Here is a 21,966-nt window from a genome sequence, read left to right on the forward strand (position 1 = left end):
AAGAGAGAGATGCAGCAGCCATTGGAACAGGCCGTCGCCGAGACGATTCTGCAACGCTTCGAGTCGTTTTACAGCCGGTTTCTCGAAATCACCCAGGGCAGCAAGAGCCGCTTCGAGAACAGTGACTGGCTGGGGGTGCAGCTCGCGGGGCGCGAGCGTATTCGCCTCTATGACCACCATGTGGGGGCCACCGCCAGCTCCATCCGCCAGATGATGGGGGAGCACCACGCCACCCAGGCGCTGCTCAAACAGGTCAAAAGTGCCTTTAGCGATCTGCTGCCAAAATGCGAGAACTTCGAGGTGGCGGAGTCTTTCTTCAACTCCGTCTATCGCCGGATCTTTCGCCATCGCAATATCCGTGACGAGAACCTCTATATTCATCCCTTCGTCAGCCGTGGCGAAAAACCGGACCTGAGCGCCCTGCTGCGGGTCTATCGCACCGATCTGGCCCACCTGCCGCAGACGTTGAGCCAACTCTTGGGGGATTACAGCTTCACCCTTCCCTACGAGGACAAGCAGCGGGATATTGTCGACATCCACCGCCATCTTGCGGAGAACGGCCCGCAAATCCTCCATGACGAGCCGTTTGCCATCGAGCTGCTCAAAGAGGTGTTCTACCGCAACAAGGGGGCCTATCTGGTGGGGCTGATCCGGGCCCGGGATCAGGTGTTCCCCTTTATTCTGCCCCTGCTCAGCACGGGTCACAGCATCTATGTGGACACGGTGATCTTCGAGCCGGATCTCGCCTCTATCGTGTTTGGTTTCGCCCGCGCCTACTTTATGGTCTATGCCCGCGAACCGGCGCTGTTTGTCGCCTTCCTGCGCCAAATCATGCCCCACAAGCCCGATTACGAGATCTACAACGCCATCGGTTGCCAGAAGCACGGCAAAACCGAGCTCTATCGCCACTACCGCCACCATCTGGCCCAGAGCCGGGATCAGTTCATCATCGCCCCCGGCATCAAGGGGATGGTGATGAGCGTGTTTACCCTCCCCTCCTACGATGTGGTGTTCAAGGTGATAAAAGACGAGTTCACTCCCCCCAAGGATGTGAGCCACGAGCAGGTGAAAGCAAAGTACCGGCTGGTTAAACAGCACGATCGGGTGGGCCGCATGGCCGATACCCAGGAGTTCACCAACTTCGAGTTTCCCCTCGATCGCATCTCACCCGAGCTGCTTGCCGAGCTCAAGACGGTGGCACCGTCGGCGCTCACCATCAGCGACGACAAGCTGGTGATCAAGCACCTCTATACCGAGCGCAAGATGATCCCGCTCAACCTCTATCTGGACAAGGCGGACGAGCAGCAGACCCGGCTCGCGCTGGAGGAGTACGGCAACGCCATCAAACAGCTGGCGGCGGCCAACATCTTCCCGGGGGACATGCTGTTCAAGAACTTTGGCGTCACCCGCCACGGCCGGGTGGTCTTCTACGACTACGACGAGATCTGTTACATGACGGAGTGCAACTTCCGCCAGATCCCGCCGCCCCGCTACCCCGAAGACGAGTGGAGCGCCGAGCCCTGGTATTCGGTGGCCCCCAACGACATCTTCCCCGAGGAGTTCGCCACCTTCCTGCTGCAAAAGCCGCAAGTGCGGGAGATCATGCTGCAGCTGCACAAGGAGATGTTCGACGCCAACTACTGGAAGATGCTGCAGAGCAACATCAAGGTGGGGGTATTCGAGGATGTCTACCCCTACCGGCGCAAGAAGCGTTTCAAGTACCAGCGCGGCGGCTGATCCCGCTGGCCCAGCGCGAATGGCAGCAACGAAAACGGGGTGGCCAAAGCCACCCCGTTTTGCTATCCGCTTTGCGCCTTAACTGCCGCGACGGCGGATCACCCCCTCCTGCATGGTGCTCGCCACCAGCATGCCGTCACGGGTAAAGAACTGGCCGCGCACCAGACCGCGACCGCCGCTGGCGCTCGGGCTGTCTACCACGTAGAGCAGCCAGTCGTCGAAGCGGAAATCCCGGTGGAACCACATGGAGTGATCGATGGTAGCCACCTGCATATCCGGCTCCCAGTACGACACCCCGTGGGGCTGCAGGGAAGTGAGCAGGAAGTTGAAGTCGGAGGCGTAGGCCAGCAGGTATTTGTGGATCCGCAGATCATCCGGCATCTGGCCATTGGCCTTGAACCAGACGTGACGCACCGGATCCTGCACCGTTGGGCGAATAGGGTCGACCAGGGTCACCGGGTGCATCTCGATGGGCTGCTCGCAGAGGATCTTGTCGCGCAGGGAGGGCGGGATCAGGTTCTCGTAGGGACGCACCAGTTCCAGCTCGCTCTTGAGCGCTTCCGGCGGGGTGATGCCGGTGGGCATCTGCGCCTGATGCTCGAAGCCGTCGGCCGGCACCTGAAACGAGGCGTTGAGATAGAAGATGGGCTTGCCGCCCTGAATCGCCTTGACCCGGCGGGTAGAGACGGTCTGACCGTCGCGGATATTCTCCACGTCATAGACGATGGGGCGGGTCACATCCCCCGGACGCAGGAAGTAGGAGTGAAAACTGTGAACCTGACGGCCGGTCTCGACCGTCTGCTTGGCGGCTGACAAGGCCTGCCCCATTACCTGTCCGCCAAACACGGCCCGCAGACCGAGATCCTGGCTCTGGCCCCGAAACAGGCCCTCCTCGATTTTTTCCAGCGCCAGCAACGCCAGCAGCTCATCAAGTACCTTGCTCATCGTTCACTCCTCTATCAGAGCCGCACAGGCTAACAAGCTCACCGGAGCAGAGCAACCATGGCGACGAGTCTGCGGGCGATCAGACGACAGAAACGCCACTCAACCTCTTGCCCGCCTCCCCTTTTGCAAGCGATGGGAGGTCATTTGATACAAAAAAAGCCCGCACCATCTGGTGCGGGCCTTTCTATTGGCCGACTGCGCGCTATTTGACGGCGCGCAGTACGCAACGGGTTGTCGGCTTACTTGCTGCCGGTACCTGAGTTACGGGTAGAGGCTTGCGGCTTGCGACGGGCGGTGGTAGCGCGAGCGCGCGGCTCTTTGCCCTGCATCTCTTTGTGACGCTGCACGGCGCGACGGATCTGGGCGGCCTGCTTGTGACGGCTGGTTTTGCCATCTTGCTGCAGATCGACCTTGGATTCTGTCTCCGGCGGCAGGTTGACCAGACCGCGCAGGTAGTTCACTTCCGGCAGTTTCAGCTCTTGCCAGCCGCCGCGCGGAATGCCGCGGTCCAGCTTGACGTCGCCGTAGCGGATACGCATCAGGCGGCTAACCTGCACTTCCTGGGATTCCCACAGGCGGCGTACTTCACGGTTGCGACCTTCGGTCAGGGTGACGTTGAACCACTGGTTCAGACCCTCACCGCCAGCCGGTTTGATCTTGTTGAACTTGGCGGTGCCATCTTCCAGCTGCACGCCCTTGCGCAGACGCTGCAGCATGGCTTCGGTGATTTCGCCAAACACGCGTACCGCGTATTCCCGCTCCACTTCATGGCTCGGGTGCATCAGACGGTTGGCCAGCTCACCGTCGGTGGTGAACAGCAACAGACCGGAGGTGTTGACGTCGAGGCGGCCGACCGCGATCCAGCGGGCACCTTCCATCTTGGGCAGACGATCAAACACGGTGGGACGACCTTCCGGATCGTGACGGGTACACATCTCCCCTTCCGGCTTGTGGTAAGCCAGTACGCGGCAGATCACTTCCTCTGCCCCGCGGGTCTTGACCTGGTGACCATCCACCCGGATCACGGCGTTCACTTCGACGCGATCCCCCAGTGTGGCGACCTTGCCATCCACACTGACCCGACCTGCGGTGATCAGGGCCTCCATCTCACGACGGGAGCCGTGACCCGCGCGGGCCAACACTTTTTGCAGTTTTTCACTCATCGGGGTTACCTGATTGTTGATCGCTGCCCACTGGTCAAAGGGGCAACGGGGTTAACTGTAACAAACGCCGGTTGAAGCGCTCGCCACAGTTGAAAAATGTACATCTCGGTGAAATCGGCACGCTTGGGCGCCATTCACCGGGCATCGCTCTCCCCGTCCACCACCGAGGGCAACAGGGGTTGCAGCTCCGGATCCAGCTCGGGGAGCTGCTCCAGACTCTGCAGATTAAAGTAATCCAGAAACTCTCTGGTGGTGGCGAGCAGTTCGGGACGACCCGCGACCTCTTTGTGGCCAATGCTGCGCACCCAGCCACGCTCTTTCAGGGTATTCACTATCTGGCTCGACACCGCCACCCCGCGGATCGCTTCGATCTCGGCCCGGGTGATGGGTTGGCGATAGGCGATCAGGGTCAGCGTCTCCATCACGGCGCGCGAATAGCGCGGCGCCCGCTCGCTCCAGAGCCTTGAAAGCTCTTCGGCATACTCCTGACGCGCCTGAAAGCGCCAGCCGGAGGCGACCTCTTTGAGCTCGACGCCCCGTTCGCTGTAATCTTGCCTGATCTCGGCCAACAGCAGCTGAACATAGCGACTGGTCACCGGATAATCGGCCAGCACGCTGCTTTTCAGCTCGCTGACGTTGAGCGGACGACCAGCCACGAACAGCGCAGCTTCGATCAAGGTCTTGAGTCGTTCAGTGGGCAGCGCCACGGTTGCCCTCCTCGCTCTGCTCGGCCAATGCAAAATGGATTGGACCCAAGGGTTCTGCCTGCAGGATCCAGATCAGTTGCTCCTTGCACAGCTCCAGCAGGGCCAGAAACGTCACCAGTACCCCCATGCGTCCCTCTTCGGCGCGCAGCACCTGCTCAAGGCGCAGGGTCTGCCCCAGCGTGAGCATGGCGAGGATCTCCGCCATGCGTACCCGGGTCGGGATCTGTTCGCGGCGGATCTGGTGATGTTCGAAATGAGTCGCGCGTTTTACCACACTTTGCATGTAAAGGGCGAGCTCAACCAGCGAAACATCGGGCGCCAGTGGCTTGAGAGCGCCAAAATCGGGGGGCAAGGCGGCGGCGATAAAGATCTCCCGCTCCACCCGTGGCAGCTCGTTGAGGCGCTCGCCTCCCACCTTGTAGCGCTCGTACTCCTGCAGGCGGCGGATCAGGGTCACCCGCGGGTCTTCCCCCTCCTCTTCATCCTCCAGCTCCGGCGCCTTGGGCAGCAGCAGGCGGGATTTGATCTCCGCGAGCCAGGCCGCCATCAACAGATACTCCGCCGCCAGCTCAAGGTTGAGCCCCTGCATCAGCTCCACGTACTCCATGTACTGGGCGGTGATCTGCAGGATCGGCAAATTGAGGATATCGAGCTGCTGGCGCCGGATCAGGTAGAGCAGCAGATCGAGCGGCCCCTCGAAGGTATCGAGGAACACCTCCAGCGCATCGGGCGGGATGAACAAGTCCTGGGGCAGCTCGTGATAGGGCTGCCCCAGAACCCGCGCGATGGGGGACGGGATGGCGTGGGAGAGAACGGACTCCCCCGCTGACTCCGCGACCGGTGCGCCCGCCTGGGGCGGGGCCGTCACGGAAACAGGGTCGGCAGACTCACTCAAACGGGGTCGGATCCCCTGCGCCGCGACGACGCAGCACCGGCTCGTCGTCAGAGAAATCGACAACGGTGGTGGGCTGCTCGCCCAGATAGCCGCCGTTGACCACCAGATCGATCTGCTTGCCCAGCTTGTCGAAGATCTCTTCCGGGTCAAACTCGGCCATCTCGGAGTCCGGCAGGATCAGGGTGGTGGAGAGCAGCGGCTCACCGAGGGCCTCCAGCAGCGCCTGGGCGATCTTGTTGTCCGGGATACGGATACCGATGGTCTTCTTCTTCTCGTTCATCAGGCGGCGCGGCACCTCTTTGGTCGCCTTGAAGATGAAGGTATAGGCGCCCGGGGTGTTGTGCTTGATCAGGCGAAACGCACCGTTGTCGACCTTGGCGTAGGTCGCGATCTCGGAGAGATCGCGGCACACCAGGGTGAAGTCGTGAGTCGCATCGAGGCGACGGATGCGGCAGATGCGCTCCAGCGCCCCCTTGTCACCCATCTGGCAACCCAGCGCATAGCCGGAGTCGGTCGGATAGACGATGACGCCGCCGTTCTGGATGATCTGTACCGCCTGACCGATCAGACGGGCCTGGGGGTTTTCCGGATGTACGTAAAAATGCTGACTCATAGCTTGTTCTCGCAATGGGGGCAGCAATACCTGCCCGCTCGTATGGTCACGGATCAAAGACCCATGACACTACCTTAACCTGTTTGTGACCACTTCGCTGGTGCCGTTAGCGGCTCGCCAGCAGCTCGGCATGCTGTTCGGTGGTAAGCCCAAAGTGGCCCGGATAGGCCAGCCAGACCGGCATGCCTTCCTTTGGCAACCAGAGGTGGCGGCCCAGCTCGGTCCAGTTGGACGGAAAGTGAAAATCCGATCCCACCGAGATGTACAGATCGTGTTCTTTCGCCCACTGACCCAGATTGGCCCGCTCCTGTGGGCTCTGCTGGGGCAATGACACCTCCATGGCATCGCCACCGGCCGCTTTGAACGCCACCAGCAGCCGCTTGATCCACTTGGCGGTGAGATCGTAACGGCTGGGGTGAGCCAGCACCGCCAGCCCGCCCGCGGCGTGAATGGCTGTGATTGCTTCGCTCATCTCGGGCCACTCGGCCGGGGCATACCCTTTATTGCCACGACTCAGGTACTTTTTGAATACCTTCTGCATGTTGTCGGCTACCCCGCGCGCCACCAGCACCCGGGCGAAGTGGGCACGGGTCACAGCCGCATCACCGGCCAATGCCTTGGCCTCTTCATAGGTGCCGGGGATCAGACACTTCTCCAGACGGCGCCCGATTTCCAGTGCGCGAGCCTCGCGGCGAGCCCGTTGTCCGGCCAAAAACGCCACCAACTGCGGATTTTTTTCATCCACCCCCAGCGCCACGATATGAATTTCGTGATGCTCCCAGCCGGTGGAGATCTCGACCCCGCTCACCAGTCGCAGCGGCAACTGCTCGGTCTCGATGGTGCGGCGCACCTCATCAAGCCCGTCAAGGGTGTCGTGGTCAGTAACCGCTAACACCTCAACCTGTTTTTCAGCGGCGCGGCGCACCAGTTCGGCCGGGCTCAGCACCCCGTCGGAGGCAGTGGTATGGCAGTGAAGATCGAATCTCATCGGCTTGTTTCGCTCTTGTCTTGGGGCCCGCTTGAAAAAAAGAAGGCTAAAAAGCGACTTGACTTGGCCGCGGCTTTATCGTTTTCTGTAGGCACTTCATTGCAAACATCTTTTTACAGGACTTTATCATGCAAACGACTTCCATCCTGACCATCTGGTGGTGGCACACTCCCTGACATGCGGGCGTGTGGTCGTTGCTGTACCTGTAATCTGACAGCAAATTAAGAACCCAAAGAAAAAGCCCGCTGACCCCAGCGGGCTTTTTTATTATCCGGCAAATGGACCTGTGATGAAACCGAGAATTCAGACAAGCGCAATGACCTGGCGATGGCGACCCTACTGAAACCGCCCGAACCGACCCAATTTCCAAAGCATTTTTACGGGATTAGACGCATGAACATCGGTAAACCGCATCACACGCAAGGGAACGCACTATGACAGCCACACATCGCCTTCCTCTGGGTGAATTCGATACCCTCAAACTCAACGCCCCTTATGTGGCCGATCCGCTGGCGCTCTATACCCGCCTCTGTCAGGGTCGCCCCAACAACCTGCTGCTTGAATCGGTGGAGATCGACTCCAAGGCGGGCAAACAGAGCCTGCTGCTGGTCGATGCCTGCCTGCGCATCGAGTGCCGTGGTCGCACCGTGCGGGTTCGCACCCTCAACGACAACGGCGCCCAGTTGCAGAGCCTGCTGGCCGAGCGGCTGCCTGCGGTGGTGGCTCGTTCGCTGGTAGGTGGCGAGCTGCAGCTCGATTTCCCGGCCTCCGATCGGGAGCTGGACGAAGATTCCCGCCTCAAGGGGTGCAGCGTGCTGGACGTGCTGCGCACCCTGCAGCGAGAGCTCGATTGCCAGCTTGGTAAAGAGGCGCTCTTTATGGCGGGCAGCTTCGCCTATGACCTGATCGCTTCCTTCGAGGATCTGCCCGAGGTGCCGGAGGGGAGCAACCACTGCCCCGACTACTGCTTCTACGTGGCCGAGACCCTGATCACCATCGACCATATCGAACGCACCACTCAACTGCTGGCCTGCATCTTTGGCGGCGACAGCGACGAGAGCCAGGTGGAAGACAGATACACCCGCCTGACCGAGCGACTCACCGACTTCAAACAGCTTTGCCAGCAACCCCTTAGCGCCGAGCTGACCACCCAGCCCCTGAGCGGCGGCATGAGCGTGGACAAGAGCGACAAGCAGTTCTGTGCCGAGGTGGAGAAGCTCAAGGGCTTTATCCGCCGTGGCGACATCTTCCAGGTGGTGCCGTCCCGCTGCTTCTCCCTGCCCTGCCCCAGCCCCTTGGCCGCCTATCGCCGCCTCAAACAGACCAACCCCAGCCCCTACATGTTCTACGTGCAGGATGAGGGCTTCACCCTGTTTGGCGCCTCGCCGGAGAGCGCGGTGAAGTTCTGCGCCGCCAGCCGCGACGTCGAGATGTACCCTATCGCCGGTACCCGCCGCCGTGGCTTCAACCCCGATGGCAGCATCAACCGGGATCTCGATGGCCGCATCGAGCTGGAGCTGCGTCAGGATGAAAAAGAGGTGGCCGAGCACCTGATGCTGGTGGATCTGGGCCGTAACGACATCGCCCGCATCTCCGAGCCCGGCACCCGCTACGTCAAGGAGCTGCTGAAAGTGGATCGCTACAGCCACGTGATGCATCTGGTCTCCAAGGTGGTCGGTACCTTGCGCGCCGACCTTGACGCCCTGCACGCCTATCAGGCCTGCATGAACATGGGCACCCTCACCGGCGCACCCAAGATCCGCGCCAGCGAGCTGATTCGCATGGTGGAAGGCAAGCGCCGCGGCAGCTACGGCGGCGCCGTCGGCTACATCAACGGTGCAGGCGAGATGGATACCTGCATCGTCATCCGCTCCGCCTTTGTGAAAGATGGCATGGCCCATGTGCAGGCCGGTGCCGGGGTGGTCTATGACTCCAAACCGCAGGCCGAAGCGGACGAGACCCGCGCCAAGGCGGCCGCCGTGCTGGCCGCCATCGCTGCCAGCCATGGCACCTCCCTGCAAGCACTGAACGCCCAGCAGGAGCAACATAAGGACGTGAGCCATGACTAACATCTTCCTGCTCGACAACTTCGACTCCTTTACCTACAACCTCGTCGACCAGTTCCGCTCCCTCGGCTATCCGGTGAGGATCTATCGCAACAGCCTGCCGGCCAGCCGCATCATGAGCGAAATCGCCGCCTGTGAAGGGGACGCCGTGCTGGTGCTCTCGCCGGGGCCGGGCGCCCCCCATGAAGCGGGTTGCCTGATTGACCTGATCAAGCTGGCACGCGGTCAGGTGCCCATCCTCGGCATCTGTCTCGGTCATCAGGCCCTGTGCGAAGCCTACGGTGGCACCGTCGGCGCGGCGGGCGAAATCGTCCACGGCAAGCGCTCCCTGATTGAGCACAACGGCCACGGCGCCTTCGCCGGTCTGCCGAGCCCGCTGCCGGTGGCCCGCTACCACTCGCTGGTCGCCACCTATGTACCGGAAGAGCTGACGGTGATTGCCCACTATCAGGGCATGCCCATGGCCATTGAGCAGCAGGATGAGCGGGTGCTGGGATTCCAGTTCCACCCGGAATCCATCATGACCTCGGAAGGGGCCCGTCTGCTGACTCAGGCGCTCGCCCATATCACCCGCCCAGAAAGCAGCGTGCGTTAAGGTAAGGAGACCAACATGCATCAACATCTCAACACCCTCTATCAGGGTCAGTCTCTGAGCCGTGAAAGTACCCGCGACGCCTTCGGCCAGGTGGTACGTGGCGAAGTGGATCCCATTGTGCTGGCCAGTCTCTTGACCGCCCTCAAGATCAAGGGGGAGACCCCGGAGGAGATCGCTGGCGCCGCCGAGGCTCTCTTGGCGGAAGCGCGCGACTTCCCGCGTCCAGACTATGCGTTCTGCGATATCGTCGGCACCGGGGGCGATGGCCTCAACACCATCAACGTCTCCACCACCTCGGCGCTGGTCGCCGCCGCCTGCGGCCTGAAAGTGGCCAAGCACGGCAACCGCTCGGTCTCGAGCAAGTCAGGCTCCAGCGATCTGCTGGACAAGATGGGCATCAAGCTCGACATGAGCCCGGCGCAGGCACGCCACTGTCTGGATGAACTCGGCATCTGCTTCCTGTTCGCCCCCCAATACCACGCTGGCGTGCGCCACGCCATGCCGGTGCGTCAGGCCCTCAAGACCCGCACCCTGTTCAACGTGCTGGGGCCGCTCATCAACCCCGCTCGTCCCACCTATCAGCTGATGGGGGTCTATGCCCCCGAGCTGGTGCGCCCCATCGCAGAAACCCTGCTGGCACTGGGGCTGAAAACCGGTATGGTGGTTCACGGCGCCGGGCTCGACGAGATTGCCATCCACGGCCCGACCCAGGTGGCCCAGATCCGTGACGGCGAGATCCGCGAATTCATGATCACCCCGGCTGACTTTGGCCTCGAGACCTATCCGGTCAGCGCCATTCAGGGCGGTGAGCCTGAAGAGAACCGCGCCATCACCGCCGCCATTCTGGAAGGACGTGGCACCCCGGCCCACAACGCCGCCATCGCCGCCAACGTGGCGCCACTGCTGCTGATGGCGGGCAAGGCGAAAGATCTCAAGAGCGCGGCGGCCGAAGTGCTGGCGGTGCTGGCAAGCGGCAAGACGGCAGAGCTCGCTGCCAAGTTGGCCACCCTGAGCCATCAGGAGGCATGATGTCAGCCAAGAACCAGCACGGCACTCACTCAGGCACTAGCTCAGATCGCCCGCAGGGCAGTACCCAGTTTCGCAAGGATAACGAGATGTCAGACCTTATTGCCCCCCATGCTTTTCTGAACATGGCCTCCATCAGCCAGACCATTCTCGGCAAGATCGTGGCGGCCAAGCAGGAGTGGGTTGCCGCCCGCAAGCTGGCCCAGCCGCTGGATAGCTTCCAGAGCGCGCTGACCCCAAGTGATCGGGATTTCGTCGGGGCGCTCAAGGCGGGCTCCACCCGCTTTATTCTGGAGTGCAAGAAGGCCTCCCCCTCCAAGGGCTTGATCCGCGACGACTTCAGCCCGGAGGCCATCGCCGACATCTATGGCAAATACGCCACCGCCATCTCGGTGCTGACCGACGAGAAGTTCTTTCAGGGGGATTTCGCCTTCCTGCCGCGGGTTCGCAGCCGTGTTCAGCAGCCGGTGCTCTGCAAGGATTTTATGATTGACCCCTATCAGGTCTATCTGGCCCGCCACTATCAGGCGGACGCTATCCTGCTGATGCTCTCGGTGCTCACCGACGAGGGGTATCGCGCCCTGTTCGCGGTGGCCAAGGAGCTGGGCCTTGGCGTGCTGACCGAAGTGAGCAATGAAGAGGAGCTGACCCGTGCCATCGCGCTGGGGGCGCCGGTCATCGGCATCAATAACCGGGATCTACGCGACTTGAGCGTCGATCTCAACCGCACCAAACAGCTGGCTAAAGATATCCCGAGCGATCGGGTGGTGATCAGCGAATCCGGCATCAACCACCGCGCCCAGGTGGCGGATCTGCGCCACCACGCCAAGGGCTTTCTGGTGGGCTCATCCCTGATGGCCGAGCCGGATCTGGAGGCTGCTGTGCGCAAGCTCACTCTGGGCCAGAACAAGGTGTGCGGCCTGACCCGCGCCGACGATGCCGCCGCCGCCCATCAGGCGGGCGCGGTGTTTGGCGGCCTTATCTTTGTGGCAAAGAGTCCGCGCTATGTGGACATCCCCGCCGCCCGCGCCGTGATGGCGGGTGCGCCGCTCGCCTATGTGGGGGTGTTTCGCAATGCCCAGCAAGAGACCATCGCCAAAACGGTGGAGGCGCTCGGGCTCGCCGCGGTGCAACTGCATGGGGATGAAGACGCCGCCTATATCGACAACCTGCGTCCGCTGTTGCCGGCGACCTGCCAGATCTGGAAAGCCATAGGCGTCTCTCTTGGCAAAGAAAGCGGCGAGCCGCTGCCCGCCCTCGACTATCCGGCGGATCGCCTGCTGCTGGATACAAAAGTGGGCAGCCAGAGCGGCGGCACGGGTCAGGCGTTCGACTGGGCCATGCTGGCCCATCTCGACAAGAACAAACTGATGCTGGCGGGGGGGCTCAATCCCGACAACGCCCTGCAGGCGGCGCAAGTGGGCTGCCTCGGCCTTGATTTCAACTCCGGGGTAGAGAGTGCCCCGGGCCAGAAGGATACACACAAGATTGCGGCCGCGTTTGCCGCCCTGCGCACTCTGTAACGCAACCCTTTTTGATGTTTCGATTTAGCTAATACAAGGAAGAAGCCATGACCCTGCTCAACCCGTTTTTTGGTGAATTTGGCGGTATGTACGTACCCCAAATCCTTATCCCCGCCCTGCTCCAGCTGGAGAAAGCCTTTGTCGATGCCAAGGATGATCCGGCCTTTATCGCCGAATTTCAGGAACTGCTGACCGAGTATGCCGGTCGCCCGACCCCGCTCACCCTGACTCGTAATCTGACCAAGGGCACCAAGACCCGCCTCTACCTGAAGCGTGAAGACCTGCTGCACGGCGGCGCCCACAAGACCAACCAGGTACTGGGTCAGGCGCTGCTGGCCAAGCGGATGGGCAAGAGCGAGATCATCGCCGAGACCGGCGCCGGTCAGCACGGCGTTGCGACCGCACTGGCCTGCGCCCTGCTCGGCCTCAAGTGCCGGGTCTATATGGGTGCCAAGGATTGCGAGCGCCAGAAGCCCAACGTCTTTCGCATGAAGCTGATGGGCGCCACCGTCATTCCGGTGCACTCCGGCTCCAGCACCCTGAAAGATGCCTGCAACGAGGCGCTGCGTGACTGGGCTGCCAACTACGAGTCGGCCCACTACCTGCTCGGCACCGCCGCCGGCCCGCACCCCTTCCCCACTATCGTGCGGGAGTTCCAGAAGATGATCGGCGAAGAGGCCAAGGCCCAGTGCTTCAAGAAAGAAGAGCGGCTGCCAGATGCGGTGATCGCCTGCGTCGGCGGCGGGTCGAATGCCATCGGCATGTTTGCCGACTTCATCGACAACAAAGAGGTGCGCCTGATCGGGGTCGAGCCGGGTGGTCACGGTATCGAGAGCGGTGAGCACGGTGCGCCGCTCGGTCACGGCAGCAAGGGGGTCTTCTTTGGCATGCACTCCTACCTGATGCAGGACAAGCAGGGGCAAATTCAGGAGTCCTACTCCGTCTCGGCGGGGCTCGACTTCCCCTCCGTCGGCCCGCAGCACGCCTATCTGGCCGCCATCGGCCGCGCCGAGTATGTCTCCATCACCGACAAGGAGGCGCTGGACGCCTTCCAGGAGCTGGCCAAATCCGAAGGCATCATCCCGGCGCTGGAGTCCTCCCACGCGCTGGCCCACGCCCTCAAGATGGCCCGCAGTGAACCGGAGAAAGAGCAGGTACTCATCGTCAACCTCTCCGGCCGTGGCGACAAAGATATCTTCACCGTCGCTGACATTTTCGAGAAAGAAGGAACCTTGTCATGAACCGTTACGCACAACTCTTCTCCCGTCTGGACGAAGCCAATCAGGGCGCCTTTGTGCCGTTCGTGATGCTGGGTGACCCCACCCCCGAATTGTCACTGGCCATCGTCGATGCGCTGGTCGCAGGGGGCGCCGATGCCCTCGAGCTCGGCATTCCCTTCTCCGATCCGGTAGCGGATGGCCCCACCATTCAGGGCGCCGCACTGCGCGCCTTTGCCAGCCACACCACCCCGGACGACTGCTTTGAGCTGCTAGGCCGCATCCGTGCCAAGTACCCGCAACTGCCCATTGGCCTCTTGGTCTACGCCAACCTGGTCTATGTACGCAAAATCGACGGCTTCTACGAGAAGTGCCAGCAGGCAGGCGTGGACTCCGTGCTGGTCGCCGACGTGCCGGTGCAGATGTGCGCCCCCTACAAGGCGGCGGCCGACAAGTTCGGCATCGACAGCATCTTTATCGCCCCGCCCAATGGCGACGCCGAGACCCTGAAACAGGTGGCGGAGCTGGGTAATGGTTACACCTATCTGGTGAGCCGCGCCGGTGTGACCGGTGCCGAGACCAAGGCCGGCATGCCGGTGGAGGGGCTGATCAATACCCTGCGCGAGTTCAATGCGCCCCCCGCCCTGCTCGGCTTTGGCATCAGCGAACCGGCTCAAGTGCGTGAAGCCATTGCCGCCGGCGCCGCCGGTGCCATCTCCGGTTCCGCCGTGGTGAAGATCATCGAGACCCACCACCAGAATCCGGAACATATGCTCACTCGTCTGAAGGAGTTTGTGGAAGGGATGAAGGCCGCGACCAATCGTTAAGGCGGCATGGGTCACATGCCATTGGCCGTAGTGATCCGGCTGCGTATCCACATTACGCATAGCAGCCATCGTTGCATCACCATATCAAAGGGAGTCTGACCGGCTCCCTTTCTTTTTATCTCGCTTGCACCCGCTTGCAGCTCCCGGCTGTTTGCCCCCTCTCCCTCCGGGAGAGGGCTGGGGTGATGGAAGCTTTACATTCTCTGCCAAATGAGTTGAGCTCCAACCGCTAACTAATTTATTGATCCAACACAGATTCCCGCCAAAACATGCTTCTCAACGCCCAACCCTTGCCATTAAGATAGCCAAACGACAATCCCTCTCTCGGGAGCGCACCATGGCTGCAATTGTTGCTATCTCGCAGGTTAACAGCAGCGAACTGGGAGCTGTCACTCAGGGGCGGTAGCGTGGTTTTTATCGGTTGACGCAGCGTGTAGCGAAGCCCAACAGGCGAACATTATTTCGCCAACCAAATCGGGATAAACAAGGATGTGGCGGATTCGTAAAACAGCTTTCAGATATATTCGCGGTAAACGTTGGGCTTCACTTCGTTCAGCACCAACCTACGCTTTTTAGCCCAACATACGGAATAGCCAAAAAACTATGACAACAAGATGCGTCACAAAAAAATACAAGGCAGGCTCTGGACGCGGTACAGGAAAAGAACAGATTGTTTGTGTTTTACTAACTAGTCCAGACGACGTACTGCAAGCAAAAGACAACCTGGTTTTGAAATACCTTAATAATGCTGGCGTGTCAGCTTCACTTGGCATCTATTTTTATCGTTTTAAGAACAACGCAAAACCATTCATAAAAATTGGAGAGTGCACAAGAAAAGATGGCATCGCCGTAAGATTCAAGCGCGGCTGGCATGGCGCCGAAACTTACTCGGACACATATCTAAAAAAGAAAAATAATGGCAAATATGTAAAAAGCCAGTTCCTTCTTGAAATAGAAAAAATATCAAGTGAAAACCCTGCTTACTTTGTCTTCTATGAGCAGTCTACTATCGACTCACATCCAAAAATAGATGAAATTTTTGCTTATCGAATGCACAAGAGACTATTTAAATGTGGAACAAAAAGCCCTGAGCGCATGAACAGCAACCCATTGCTAGCGAGGCGTTTGGTTTGGCATAAGCGGGCCTTTTCCGAGGTTGTACGTTGTGAATTTCCTGATGGCACAAAATATGGCTAACAAAGCCGCAAACACGGGCAAGCGACAAAGTAGAAGACCTACCTTTCTGAGCCGCTGTTATCGAGCATTATTGCGCCAACCAGATCGGGATAAACAAAGATGTGGCTGATCCGTAAAACAGATCTTCAGATTTATTCGCGGTAAACGTTGGGCTTCACTTCGTTCAGCACCAATCTACGATTTTTAGCCCAACATACGAGATACGCTTTTGGCCGCCCTTTAACCAAACATTAGCCACAAGCAAGAGAGAACGATATGCAACAATTCTTAGAAAGTAACTGGCTGTCAATTCTGTCTATCCTTATAGGTATCGTCGTAGCATATATCTTTTACCGACTACAGAAAAAAGATGCTGCATCTGCATCTGCTGAACGTAAGAAGCACGCTACATATGAGCTATTGGATGTTGTTGAAAGTTACATAATTAATAAGCAGCGACTATCGGAACATGTGATTGAAAATCTGATATATGCGTCTGAACGAGATCACTCAGTTGCATTACGACCAACATGCACTGCAATTTCACTTCTTCAAGATGTAGCCCTGCGTTTACAACGAAGCAGACATTTGGATATACCGCAAAAGTCGGAATATTCCGAAAAAATTGAAGAACTAATACGTGAGACACGCGAGCATCGAGAGCCTACTCGTCTCAATGAATTGAACACAGAACCAGATGAAATCATTACCGCTCTTGAAGCAATGTTGATACCTGAGCGGAGAGAAGATGCGAGAAAAATTCTTGATTCACTAGCAAGCATTGTTGAAAGGAAAAGCGAGTTCTCATTGAAGAATGAAAAGAGCAAAGAGCTTACCATGATAATGGCTACAACTCTTCTTGGTGTGTCTACCGCTCTAGCAACATCATTAATCGGCAGTAAAATTTTCGATTCAGTCACAACTTCACCAATAACTTCAATATTCAGTAAGCTTTTCCCGCTCATGGGGGCACTTCTAGCAGTTGTGGTTGCACTTCAGGTTACAGTTACTGCACTTCGAATCAGGAGGCGTGATTCTAAAAATAGTGATGAAAAGCAAAACATAATGGCTAACTCATCATTCAAACGGGACGCCTAACGGCCCCCTTAATTCAAACGTTATGCGTCAGAGATAATTTATGAATCCAGATATCTTTTTAGATGATTTTGAAATTACAGAAAACACACAAGAACTACATGCAATACTCGGACGTTGCTTGATAGTTGCAACTCATTTTGATCACTTGTGCGACCATACATCGAAATTCTTTGAACTAAAAAATTCGTATGTAAAGGCTGCTGTTGATCTTCATCAATTCGAGGATTACGCGATAGAGTTAATGTGTAAATACCAACCCCTACATCAAAACATAGAGTCATTATCAGTTAATGATGACGTAAAGCATATACTCCTTGCTGCGAAAAAAGCTAGAAATGAAATAGCTCACAGTTTAGCCACTGGTCTAATAGGATGCTTGGATAAAAAAATAGATGAAAGCGAATTTAAATCTCACTTAACTCAACTTATTCAAGATGTAGCTGCTGGCGATTATTTTATTTCTTCTATTTTATCACTGGGTAACAATGACCCTTTGTTTCAATTTTCATACAATAAATATCAAGAAAAAATAGTAGCATGGGTGCTTGGAAAGTGAATTGAAGCCGCATGACAAACGCTTTAAGAGTGACTTCCAATGCGTAGCTTTTTCAGCAATTCTATTAGGCCATGGTTATTACAGTTGTTGTGTTTAGGTTTAGTTTTAGTTTTTATGCGTTGTAACCCCCTTAAGCGGGCGTTATGCCTCAGGAGATTAAACACCTATTGCAACAATAAGTTTGGGACACCCATCATTCTATAAAACAAGTTATATCGCCAAAACATAAATAAAGGGTGACCGAGTTTTTATTTTTACTCAACCACGATATATCCAACAACCCTTTCCAACCCCACCACTAACGCCTTCTTCTCCACACCCGCCATCCCATCAACACCAGCATCAATACAACCCCCGGCAGCCAGACCCAGTAGAGTTCGGAGAGGATCACCGCCTCACCTCGGGCGGTGAGATAGGCCTCCAGCTTGAAGGGGGCGACCCGGATCACCTGCCAGGGAGCAAAGAATCTCTCATCCCGCCACGGCCAGAGCCAGCCAACCCCCTTGCCGCCGGTGGTGAGCGAATCGAGCAGGCTGTGGGAGAGCAAAGATACCAGCAAAAACGACCAGACAGTGGCGGCGCTGGCCCTAAGCTGGCGGTGAAACAGCATGGCCAGTGTGGGCAGAGCAAAGGCAAACAATAGGGAGTGGGTAAAGCCACGGTGGCCAAAGACATGGCCGTAGGCTACCCCCAGTTTGAAGGCGAGCACGTCGGCATCGGGCAGCATGGCGATGACAACCCCCGCCAACAACAAGCGCGGCGGAATAATCCGGCTGCCAAACCCGAGCCCAAGACAGAGAGGGACGGCGGCGTGAGTGACTATGGTGGGCATAGAATGAAGCTCCAACTGCAAACGTGCGTCTACCCTACCCCCGCTCGGTGAAGTGAACGTGAAGTGCACTACGGCTCTGCAAGCGAGTCCATCCCTGCCCCTCGGCCATCCTCCAGATCATCCCTCACCACCTTTTTTCTCTAAAAAGTGAACTTATCTACACTTTTATCTCGTAACCAGCACCGAGAACATCAAAAGTGCACCATCGTACACTTTTTATTGCTGTTTGCTCTTACCATGAGTTAAGGTGTAACAACCTACACTTTTTCCGTAATCATGATGGCAGACACATCGTTGCAAAGCACCCCGAAAGCACTGGATCCCGCCTCGCTGGGGCTGGCGATCCGCGAGAGACGCAAGGCCGCCAAGATGACGCAGGAGGTGACGGCCTCACTATGCGGCATCTCCAAGAAGACCCTGATCAAGATCGAGAAGGGGGGAGATGTCTACCTCTCGACCCTGCTGCAGGTGATGAACACACTGGGACTGCGGTTGCAACTGGTACAGGAAGCGGGATCACAGGTAACGAGCGACAACAGCCAATCAGAGGTCGGTGATGATGAGTGGTTCTGAGCACCATCAGCTTGAACTTCGGCTGGGTAACCAACTGATCGGTCATCTTGAATATGACTCCCAACGGGATACTTTTCAGCTCGGCTATACACCTGCATGGCAAGCGCACGGCTTCCCGCTCTCACCGCCGCTGACGCTGGATGGTTCGGCCAGCAGCGCCCAGATCCGGGCGTATCTCGGCAACTTGCTGCCAGAAAACCGCGGGCTGGAGCACCTGATTGAGGCACTCTCCGTTTCGCGCAGCAATCTCTTTGCCCTGATCCACGGCATCGGCCGCGATGTCTCCGGGGCGGTCACCTTTACCCTGCCCGCAAAGCCCGATATTGCCACCCACTTTCGCCCCATCACCCCGGAGGAACTGTTGCTGCGCCTCGATCAGCCCGAGCTCTGGCCGCTGGAAGTCTGGGATGGTCGCCCCCGCCTCTCGGTTGCGGGTGTGCAGGCCAAGCTCAACCTGCTGCGACTCGAGGGGGCGCTGGGGTTTGGCGAGGGCGAGCTCTGTTCCACCCACCTCCTCAAGTTCGAGCATCACCCTCATCTGGTGATCAATGAGTTCGTGACCATGCGGCTGGCCGCGTTGCTGGGCATGCCGGTGGCACAGGTCGAGCTGCACAGGGTCGGCCAAGGCGATAAGTCCCACCGAGGTTTGCTGGTGGAACGCTTCGATCGGCGCCTCGACGAGGATGGCGCGAGGGTGCGCCGTCGTCATATGATCGATGCCTGTCAGGGACTCGGGTTTCCCGTCACCCGAAAATATGAACGCAACTTCGGTGATGGGCGGGATGTGGCCCATATTCGGGAAGGGGTGAGCCTGCCACGGCTGTTCAGTCTCAGCGCCCTCTGCGTCAATCCGGCGCAAGCCAGATTGAACATGCTGCAATGGCTGCTTTTCAACCTCTGCGTCAACAACCATGATGCCCACGGCAAGAACTACAGCTTCTTCGTATCAAAAGCAGGGCTGACGCCCACCCCCTGGTACGATCTGGTCAATGTGGGGCTTTACCCCGAGTTCAACCAGCATCTGGCCATGGCCATCGGTGACGAGTTTGCCCCCGAGGCGATCAACGCATGGCAGTTGCTGGAGATGGCCGAGGCGTGTGACCTGCCCAAACGCCTGTTGCAACAGACCTTGCACAAGATGACCAACGACATCCTCCTTCATCTGGATACCGCCATCGCCATGGTTGAGACAGACAATCCCGCCGAGCTGGCTTATCTGGCACGCTACCGAGACGACGTTGAGCGTCGCTGCCGCCATTTTCAAGAACAGGCTGCGCTGTTACCCGACCTGCATCTGTAATCAATCCAACGAAAAAGACCCCCTCTTGCCCAGCGGCAAGAGGGGGTCTTTTTGTTTGTGCCGCTGACTAACCGGCTATTACATCGAGCTCTCAGGCCAGCGAGACAAAGATCCCGGCCAGGGTGGCGCTCATCAGGTTGGCCAGGGTCGCCGCCAACACCGCCTTGAAGCCCATATTGGCCACATCGTGGCGGCGCTCCGGTGCCATGGTGCCGATGGAGCCGAGCTGCACCGCAATGGAGCCCAGATTGGCGAAACCACAGAGGGCGAAGGTAATGATGATCTGGGTGTGGGCGCTCAGATCGGCCTTGATATTGGCAAAGTCCAGATAGGCGACGAACTCGTTCATGATCACCTTCTGACCAATCAGCGATCCTGCCGCCATCATCTCGCTGGCGGGCACACCAATCAGCCAGGCCACCGGGGCAAACAGATAACCCAGCACCTGCTGCAAGGAGAGATCGGCCCAGCCGAACCACTCGCCCACCGTGGTGAGACCGGCGTTGATCATGGTGATGACGCTGACAAAGGCCAGCAGGATAGTGCCGATGGCCACGGCGATCTTCATGCCGCTCATAGCGCCGCCCGCCAACGCGTCGATGGCGTTGCTGTAGTCGCTCTTGTCGAGGGTGATCTCGGCCTGATCGCTCACCTGTTGCTGCTCTGGCACCAAGAGTTTCGCCATCAAGAGACCACCCGGCGCCGCCATAAAGGAGGCGGCAATCAGGTATTTAAGATCCACACCCAGACCGGCGTAACCGCCCAGCACAGAGCCCGCCACCGAGGCCATGCCGCAGGTCATCACCGCAAAGAGCTCGGAGCGAGTCATTCCGGCGAGGAAGGGACGAATAAGCAGCGGCGACTCCCCTTGCGACAGGAAGATATTGCCGGTAGCCACCAGGGATTCGGCGCGGCTGGTGCCGAGCAGGCGATGCACTGCGCCGCCCAATACCCGGATCACCCACTGCATGATGCCGAAGTGGTAGAGCACGGCGATCAGCGCGCTGATAAAGATCACCAGCGGCAGCACCCGCACGGCGAAGATAAAGCCGTTGCTGGCCAGATCGCCAAACACGAAACGGATGCCGCTGTCGGCAAAGCCGAGCAGGGCTGAGACGCCATTGCTCATGGCACCGAGCATGATTTGTCCGGGGGGGAAATAGAGCACCAACGCAGCAAAACCGGTTTGCAGGGCGAGCGCACCCAGCACGGTTCGCCAGCGGATGGCTCGGCGGTTTTCACTGGCCAGCCAGGCGATAAACATCAGGGCCAGCATACCGACCAGACTCAATAACAGTGTCATCTTGCACCTATGAAGAGAGGAGTTTCATATGGCAAGTCTGCAGACAGGCGTCGCGGGTGATCTGGCGGGAGAGGTGCCGACCCACGCGACACGCAGACCACAAACCTACAGGTTAGTGGCGGGTCCCATCCTGGGGTCATTCACGTTCCGGGTGACAGCATGTATCGGGTGACGCCAGCGCCGTCGCAGGGGGAGATGCGGCCGTGTGGCAGGTCGGGCGGCGATGGTACAGTGATCCCCGTCACAGAAAAAGCGGTAAAACGATTGGCCGGAGCAACTTTTCATGTCATTGACCGAAATGGTCAAACAAGCAGCGAGCGGCCGGGTTTGCTCAGGCAGAAGATGATTGTCGTTTGCAGCCCATTTGACCCGCAGGTTAAATATGCAACAGCGAGCGACAGAAAAACCGGTTTAAGGATACAGATCACAGTGTTACCAGCATATATTCCACTGGACACTCTATTAACATTCACCCTGCTGACTACTTATTCATATCATCAACACCATCGTCATTGGGTTTGAAAGCTTATTTTCTCGCGCATGTTAATAATCGGTATATAAATAACAAAAAATCCCCATCGAGCTGTCATTTTTGGCCAGTGACTTTCCCCACCACCCCGGCTAAAAACGACGACTTCTTATAAACCAGCTCTATAAAACTGATATCTCAACGAATTTACTCTCGCTACCATAAAAGCAAGGATGAGATAAAAACGTTTTTCACATTAAACGCCTTTAAATTTCTTTATCGCGAATTCAACTTCGAAGTGCAATTCCCGATTAAAAATCAGGCTGCTTTCAGAAGTTCGTCAAAAACCACCTGTGG

The 21,966-nt window shown here is 58.1% G+C and carries 21 protein-coding genes; 13 read left to right on the forward strand and 8 right to left on the reverse strand.

The window, feature by feature from the left end; genetic code table 11:
* The first annotated feature begins 9 nt into the window (after positions 1-9).
* Positions 10-1,737, forward strand: a complete 1,728-nt coding sequence (aceK, locus tag OKC27_RS13435) for a bifunctional isocitrate dehydrogenase kinase/phosphatase (RefSeq protein WP_058053100.1) — start codon at positions 10-12, stop codon at positions 1,735-1,737.
* Positions 1,738-1,815: 78 nt separating this feature from the next.
* On the opposite strand, the gene tesB is transcribed toward aceK, so the two are convergent.
* The 6 genes from tesB to rnm form a co-directional block, all read right to left on the reverse strand.
* Positions 1,816-2,682 carry an acyl-CoA thioesterase II gene (tesB, locus tag OKC27_RS13440; RefSeq protein ID WP_064338413.1) on the reverse strand — a complete coding sequence of 289 codons (867 nt, stop codon included), beginning with the start codon at positions 2,680-2,682 and terminating at the stop codon, positions 1,816-1,818.
* Positions 2,683-2,921: 239 nt separating this feature from the next.
* Positions 2,922-3,845, reverse strand: a complete 924-nt coding sequence (rluB, locus tag OKC27_RS13445) for a 23S rRNA pseudouridine(2605) synthase RluB (protein WP_270795572.1) — start codon at positions 3,843-3,845, stop codon at positions 2,922-2,924.
* 134 nt (positions 3,846-3,979) lie between these two features.
* A complete protein-coding gene (gene scpB, locus OKC27_RS13450; RefSeq protein WP_127008394.1) occupies positions 3,980-4,552 on the reverse strand; it encodes an SMC-Scp complex subunit ScpB in 573 nt (190 codons plus the stop codon).
* Positions 4,536-5,447 (reverse strand): segregation and condensation protein A, encoded by a 912-nt coding sequence (locus OKC27_RS13455; RefSeq protein ID WP_232099208.1) that lies wholly within the window; start codon positions 5,445-5,447, stop codon positions 4,536-4,538. Before OKC27_RS13455 ends, scpB begins: the two co-directional genes overlap by 17 nt.
* The gene (locus tag OKC27_RS13460; protein WP_058053104.1) at positions 5,440-6,060 is read right to left on the reverse strand and encodes an L-threonylcarbamoyladenylate synthase; all 621 of its coding nucleotides are present in this window, start codon (positions 6,058-6,060) and stop codon (positions 5,440-5,442) included. The genes OKC27_RS13455 and OKC27_RS13460 overlap by 8 nt, the downstream gene beginning before the upstream one ends.
* 106 nt (positions 6,061-6,166) lie before the next feature.
* The gene (gene rnm / locus OKC27_RS13465; protein WP_075112437.1) at positions 6,167-7,048 is read right to left on the reverse strand and encodes an RNase RNM; all 882 of its coding nucleotides are present in this window, start codon (positions 7,046-7,048) and stop codon (positions 6,167-6,169) included.
* 434 nt (positions 7,049-7,482) lie between these two features.
* Between rnm and OKC27_RS13470 the strand changes: the two genes are divergently transcribed.
* The 9 genes from OKC27_RS13470 to OKC27_RS13510 all read left to right on the forward strand — a co-directional run bounded on the left by OKC27_RS13470 (position 7,483) and on the right by OKC27_RS13510 (position 17,132).
* Positions 7,483-9,117 carry an anthranilate synthase component 1 gene (locus tag OKC27_RS13470; protein ID WP_270795568.1) on the forward strand — a complete coding sequence of 545 codons (1,635 nt, stop codon included), beginning with the start codon at positions 7,483-7,485 and terminating at the stop codon, positions 9,115-9,117.
* The gene (locus OKC27_RS13475; RefSeq protein WP_005359135.1) at positions 9,110-9,709 is read left to right on the forward strand and encodes an aminodeoxychorismate/anthranilate synthase component II; all 600 of its coding nucleotides are present in this window, start codon (positions 9,110-9,112) and stop codon (positions 9,707-9,709) included. Before OKC27_RS13470 ends, OKC27_RS13475 begins: the two co-directional genes overlap by 8 nt.
* Positions 9,710-9,724: 15 nt before the next feature.
* Positions 9,725-10,738, forward strand: a complete 1,014-nt coding sequence (trpD, locus tag OKC27_RS13480) for an anthranilate phosphoribosyltransferase (protein WP_058053107.1) — start codon at positions 9,725-9,727, stop codon at positions 10,736-10,738.
* Positions 10,739-10,824: 86 nt separating this feature from the next.
* Positions 10,825-12,258, forward strand: a complete 1,434-nt coding sequence (trpCF, locus tag OKC27_RS13485; RefSeq protein ID WP_270795582.1) for a bifunctional indole-3-glycerol-phosphate synthase TrpC/phosphoribosylanthranilate isomerase TrpF — start codon at positions 10,825-10,827, stop codon at positions 12,256-12,258.
* 47 nt (positions 12,259-12,305) lie between these two features.
* Positions 12,306-13,499, forward strand: a complete 1,194-nt coding sequence (gene trpB, locus OKC27_RS13490; protein ID WP_270795566.1) for a tryptophan synthase subunit beta — start codon at positions 12,306-12,308, stop codon at positions 13,497-13,499.
* Positions 13,496-14,302, forward strand: coding sequence for a tryptophan synthase subunit alpha (gene trpA / locus OKC27_RS13495; protein ID WP_005350211.1), 807 nt, complete (start codon positions 13,496-13,498; stop codon positions 14,300-14,302). Before trpB ends, trpA begins: the two co-directional genes overlap by 4 nt.
* 603 nt (positions 14,303-14,905) lie before the next feature.
* On the forward strand, positions 14,906-15,499 hold the full coding sequence (locus OKC27_RS13500; protein WP_270795563.1) for a hypothetical protein: 594 nt from the start codon (positions 14,906-14,908) through the stop codon (positions 15,497-15,499).
* Positions 15,500-15,754: 255 nt separating this feature from the next.
* A complete protein-coding gene (locus OKC27_RS13505; RefSeq protein WP_270795561.1) occupies positions 15,755-16,576 on the forward strand; it encodes a hypothetical protein in 822 nt (273 codons plus the stop codon).
* A gap of 40 nt (positions 16,577-16,616) precedes the next feature.
* Positions 16,617-17,132, forward strand: a complete 516-nt coding sequence (locus tag OKC27_RS13510) for a hypothetical protein (RefSeq protein WP_270795559.1) — start codon at positions 16,617-16,619, stop codon at positions 17,130-17,132.
* A gap of 298 nt (positions 17,133-17,430) precedes the next feature.
* On the opposite strand, the gene OKC27_RS13515 is transcribed toward OKC27_RS13510, so the two are convergent.
* Positions 17,431-17,964, reverse strand: a complete 534-nt coding sequence (locus OKC27_RS13515; protein ID WP_270795557.1) for a metal-dependent hydrolase — start codon at positions 17,962-17,964, stop codon at positions 17,431-17,433.
* Positions 17,965-18,258: 294 nt separating this feature from the next.
* Here OKC27_RS13515 and OKC27_RS13520 point away from each other — a divergent pair, with 294 nt between their 5' ends.
* Together OKC27_RS13520 and OKC27_RS13525 are read left to right on the forward strand one after the other, a co-directional pair.
* Positions 18,259-18,537, forward strand: coding sequence for a helix-turn-helix domain-containing protein (locus OKC27_RS13520; RefSeq protein WP_234605491.1), 279 nt, complete (start codon positions 18,259-18,261; stop codon positions 18,535-18,537).
* Positions 18,521-19,837 carry a HipA domain-containing protein gene (locus OKC27_RS13525; RefSeq protein ID WP_182970672.1) on the forward strand — a complete coding sequence of 439 codons (1,317 nt, stop codon included), beginning with the start codon at positions 18,521-18,523 and terminating at the stop codon, positions 19,835-19,837. Before OKC27_RS13520 ends, OKC27_RS13525 begins: the two co-directional genes overlap by 17 nt.
* Positions 19,838-19,928: 91 nt before the next feature.
* Here OKC27_RS13525 and OKC27_RS13530 read toward each other — a convergent pair whose 3' ends face one another.
* Positions 19,929-21,140, reverse strand: coding sequence for a NupC/NupG family nucleoside CNT transporter (locus tag OKC27_RS13530; RefSeq protein WP_042060226.1), 1,212 nt, complete (start codon positions 21,138-21,140; stop codon positions 19,929-19,931).
* A 159-nt stretch (positions 21,141-21,299) separates the two neighbouring features.
* Here OKC27_RS13530 and OKC27_RS13535 point away from each other — a divergent pair, with 159 nt between their 5' ends.
* Positions 21,300-21,662, forward strand: a complete 363-nt coding sequence (locus tag OKC27_RS13535) for a hypothetical protein (protein ID WP_213393587.1) — start codon at positions 21,300-21,302, stop codon at positions 21,660-21,662.
* Positions 21,663-21,966: the final 304 nt, after the last annotated feature.

Origin of the sequence: Aeromonas sp. QDB62 (assembly GCF_027705695.1) — a bacterium.
Taxonomy (GTDB): domain Bacteria; phylum Pseudomonadota; class Gammaproteobacteria; order Enterobacterales; family Aeromonadaceae; genus Aeromonas; species Aeromonas allosaccharophila.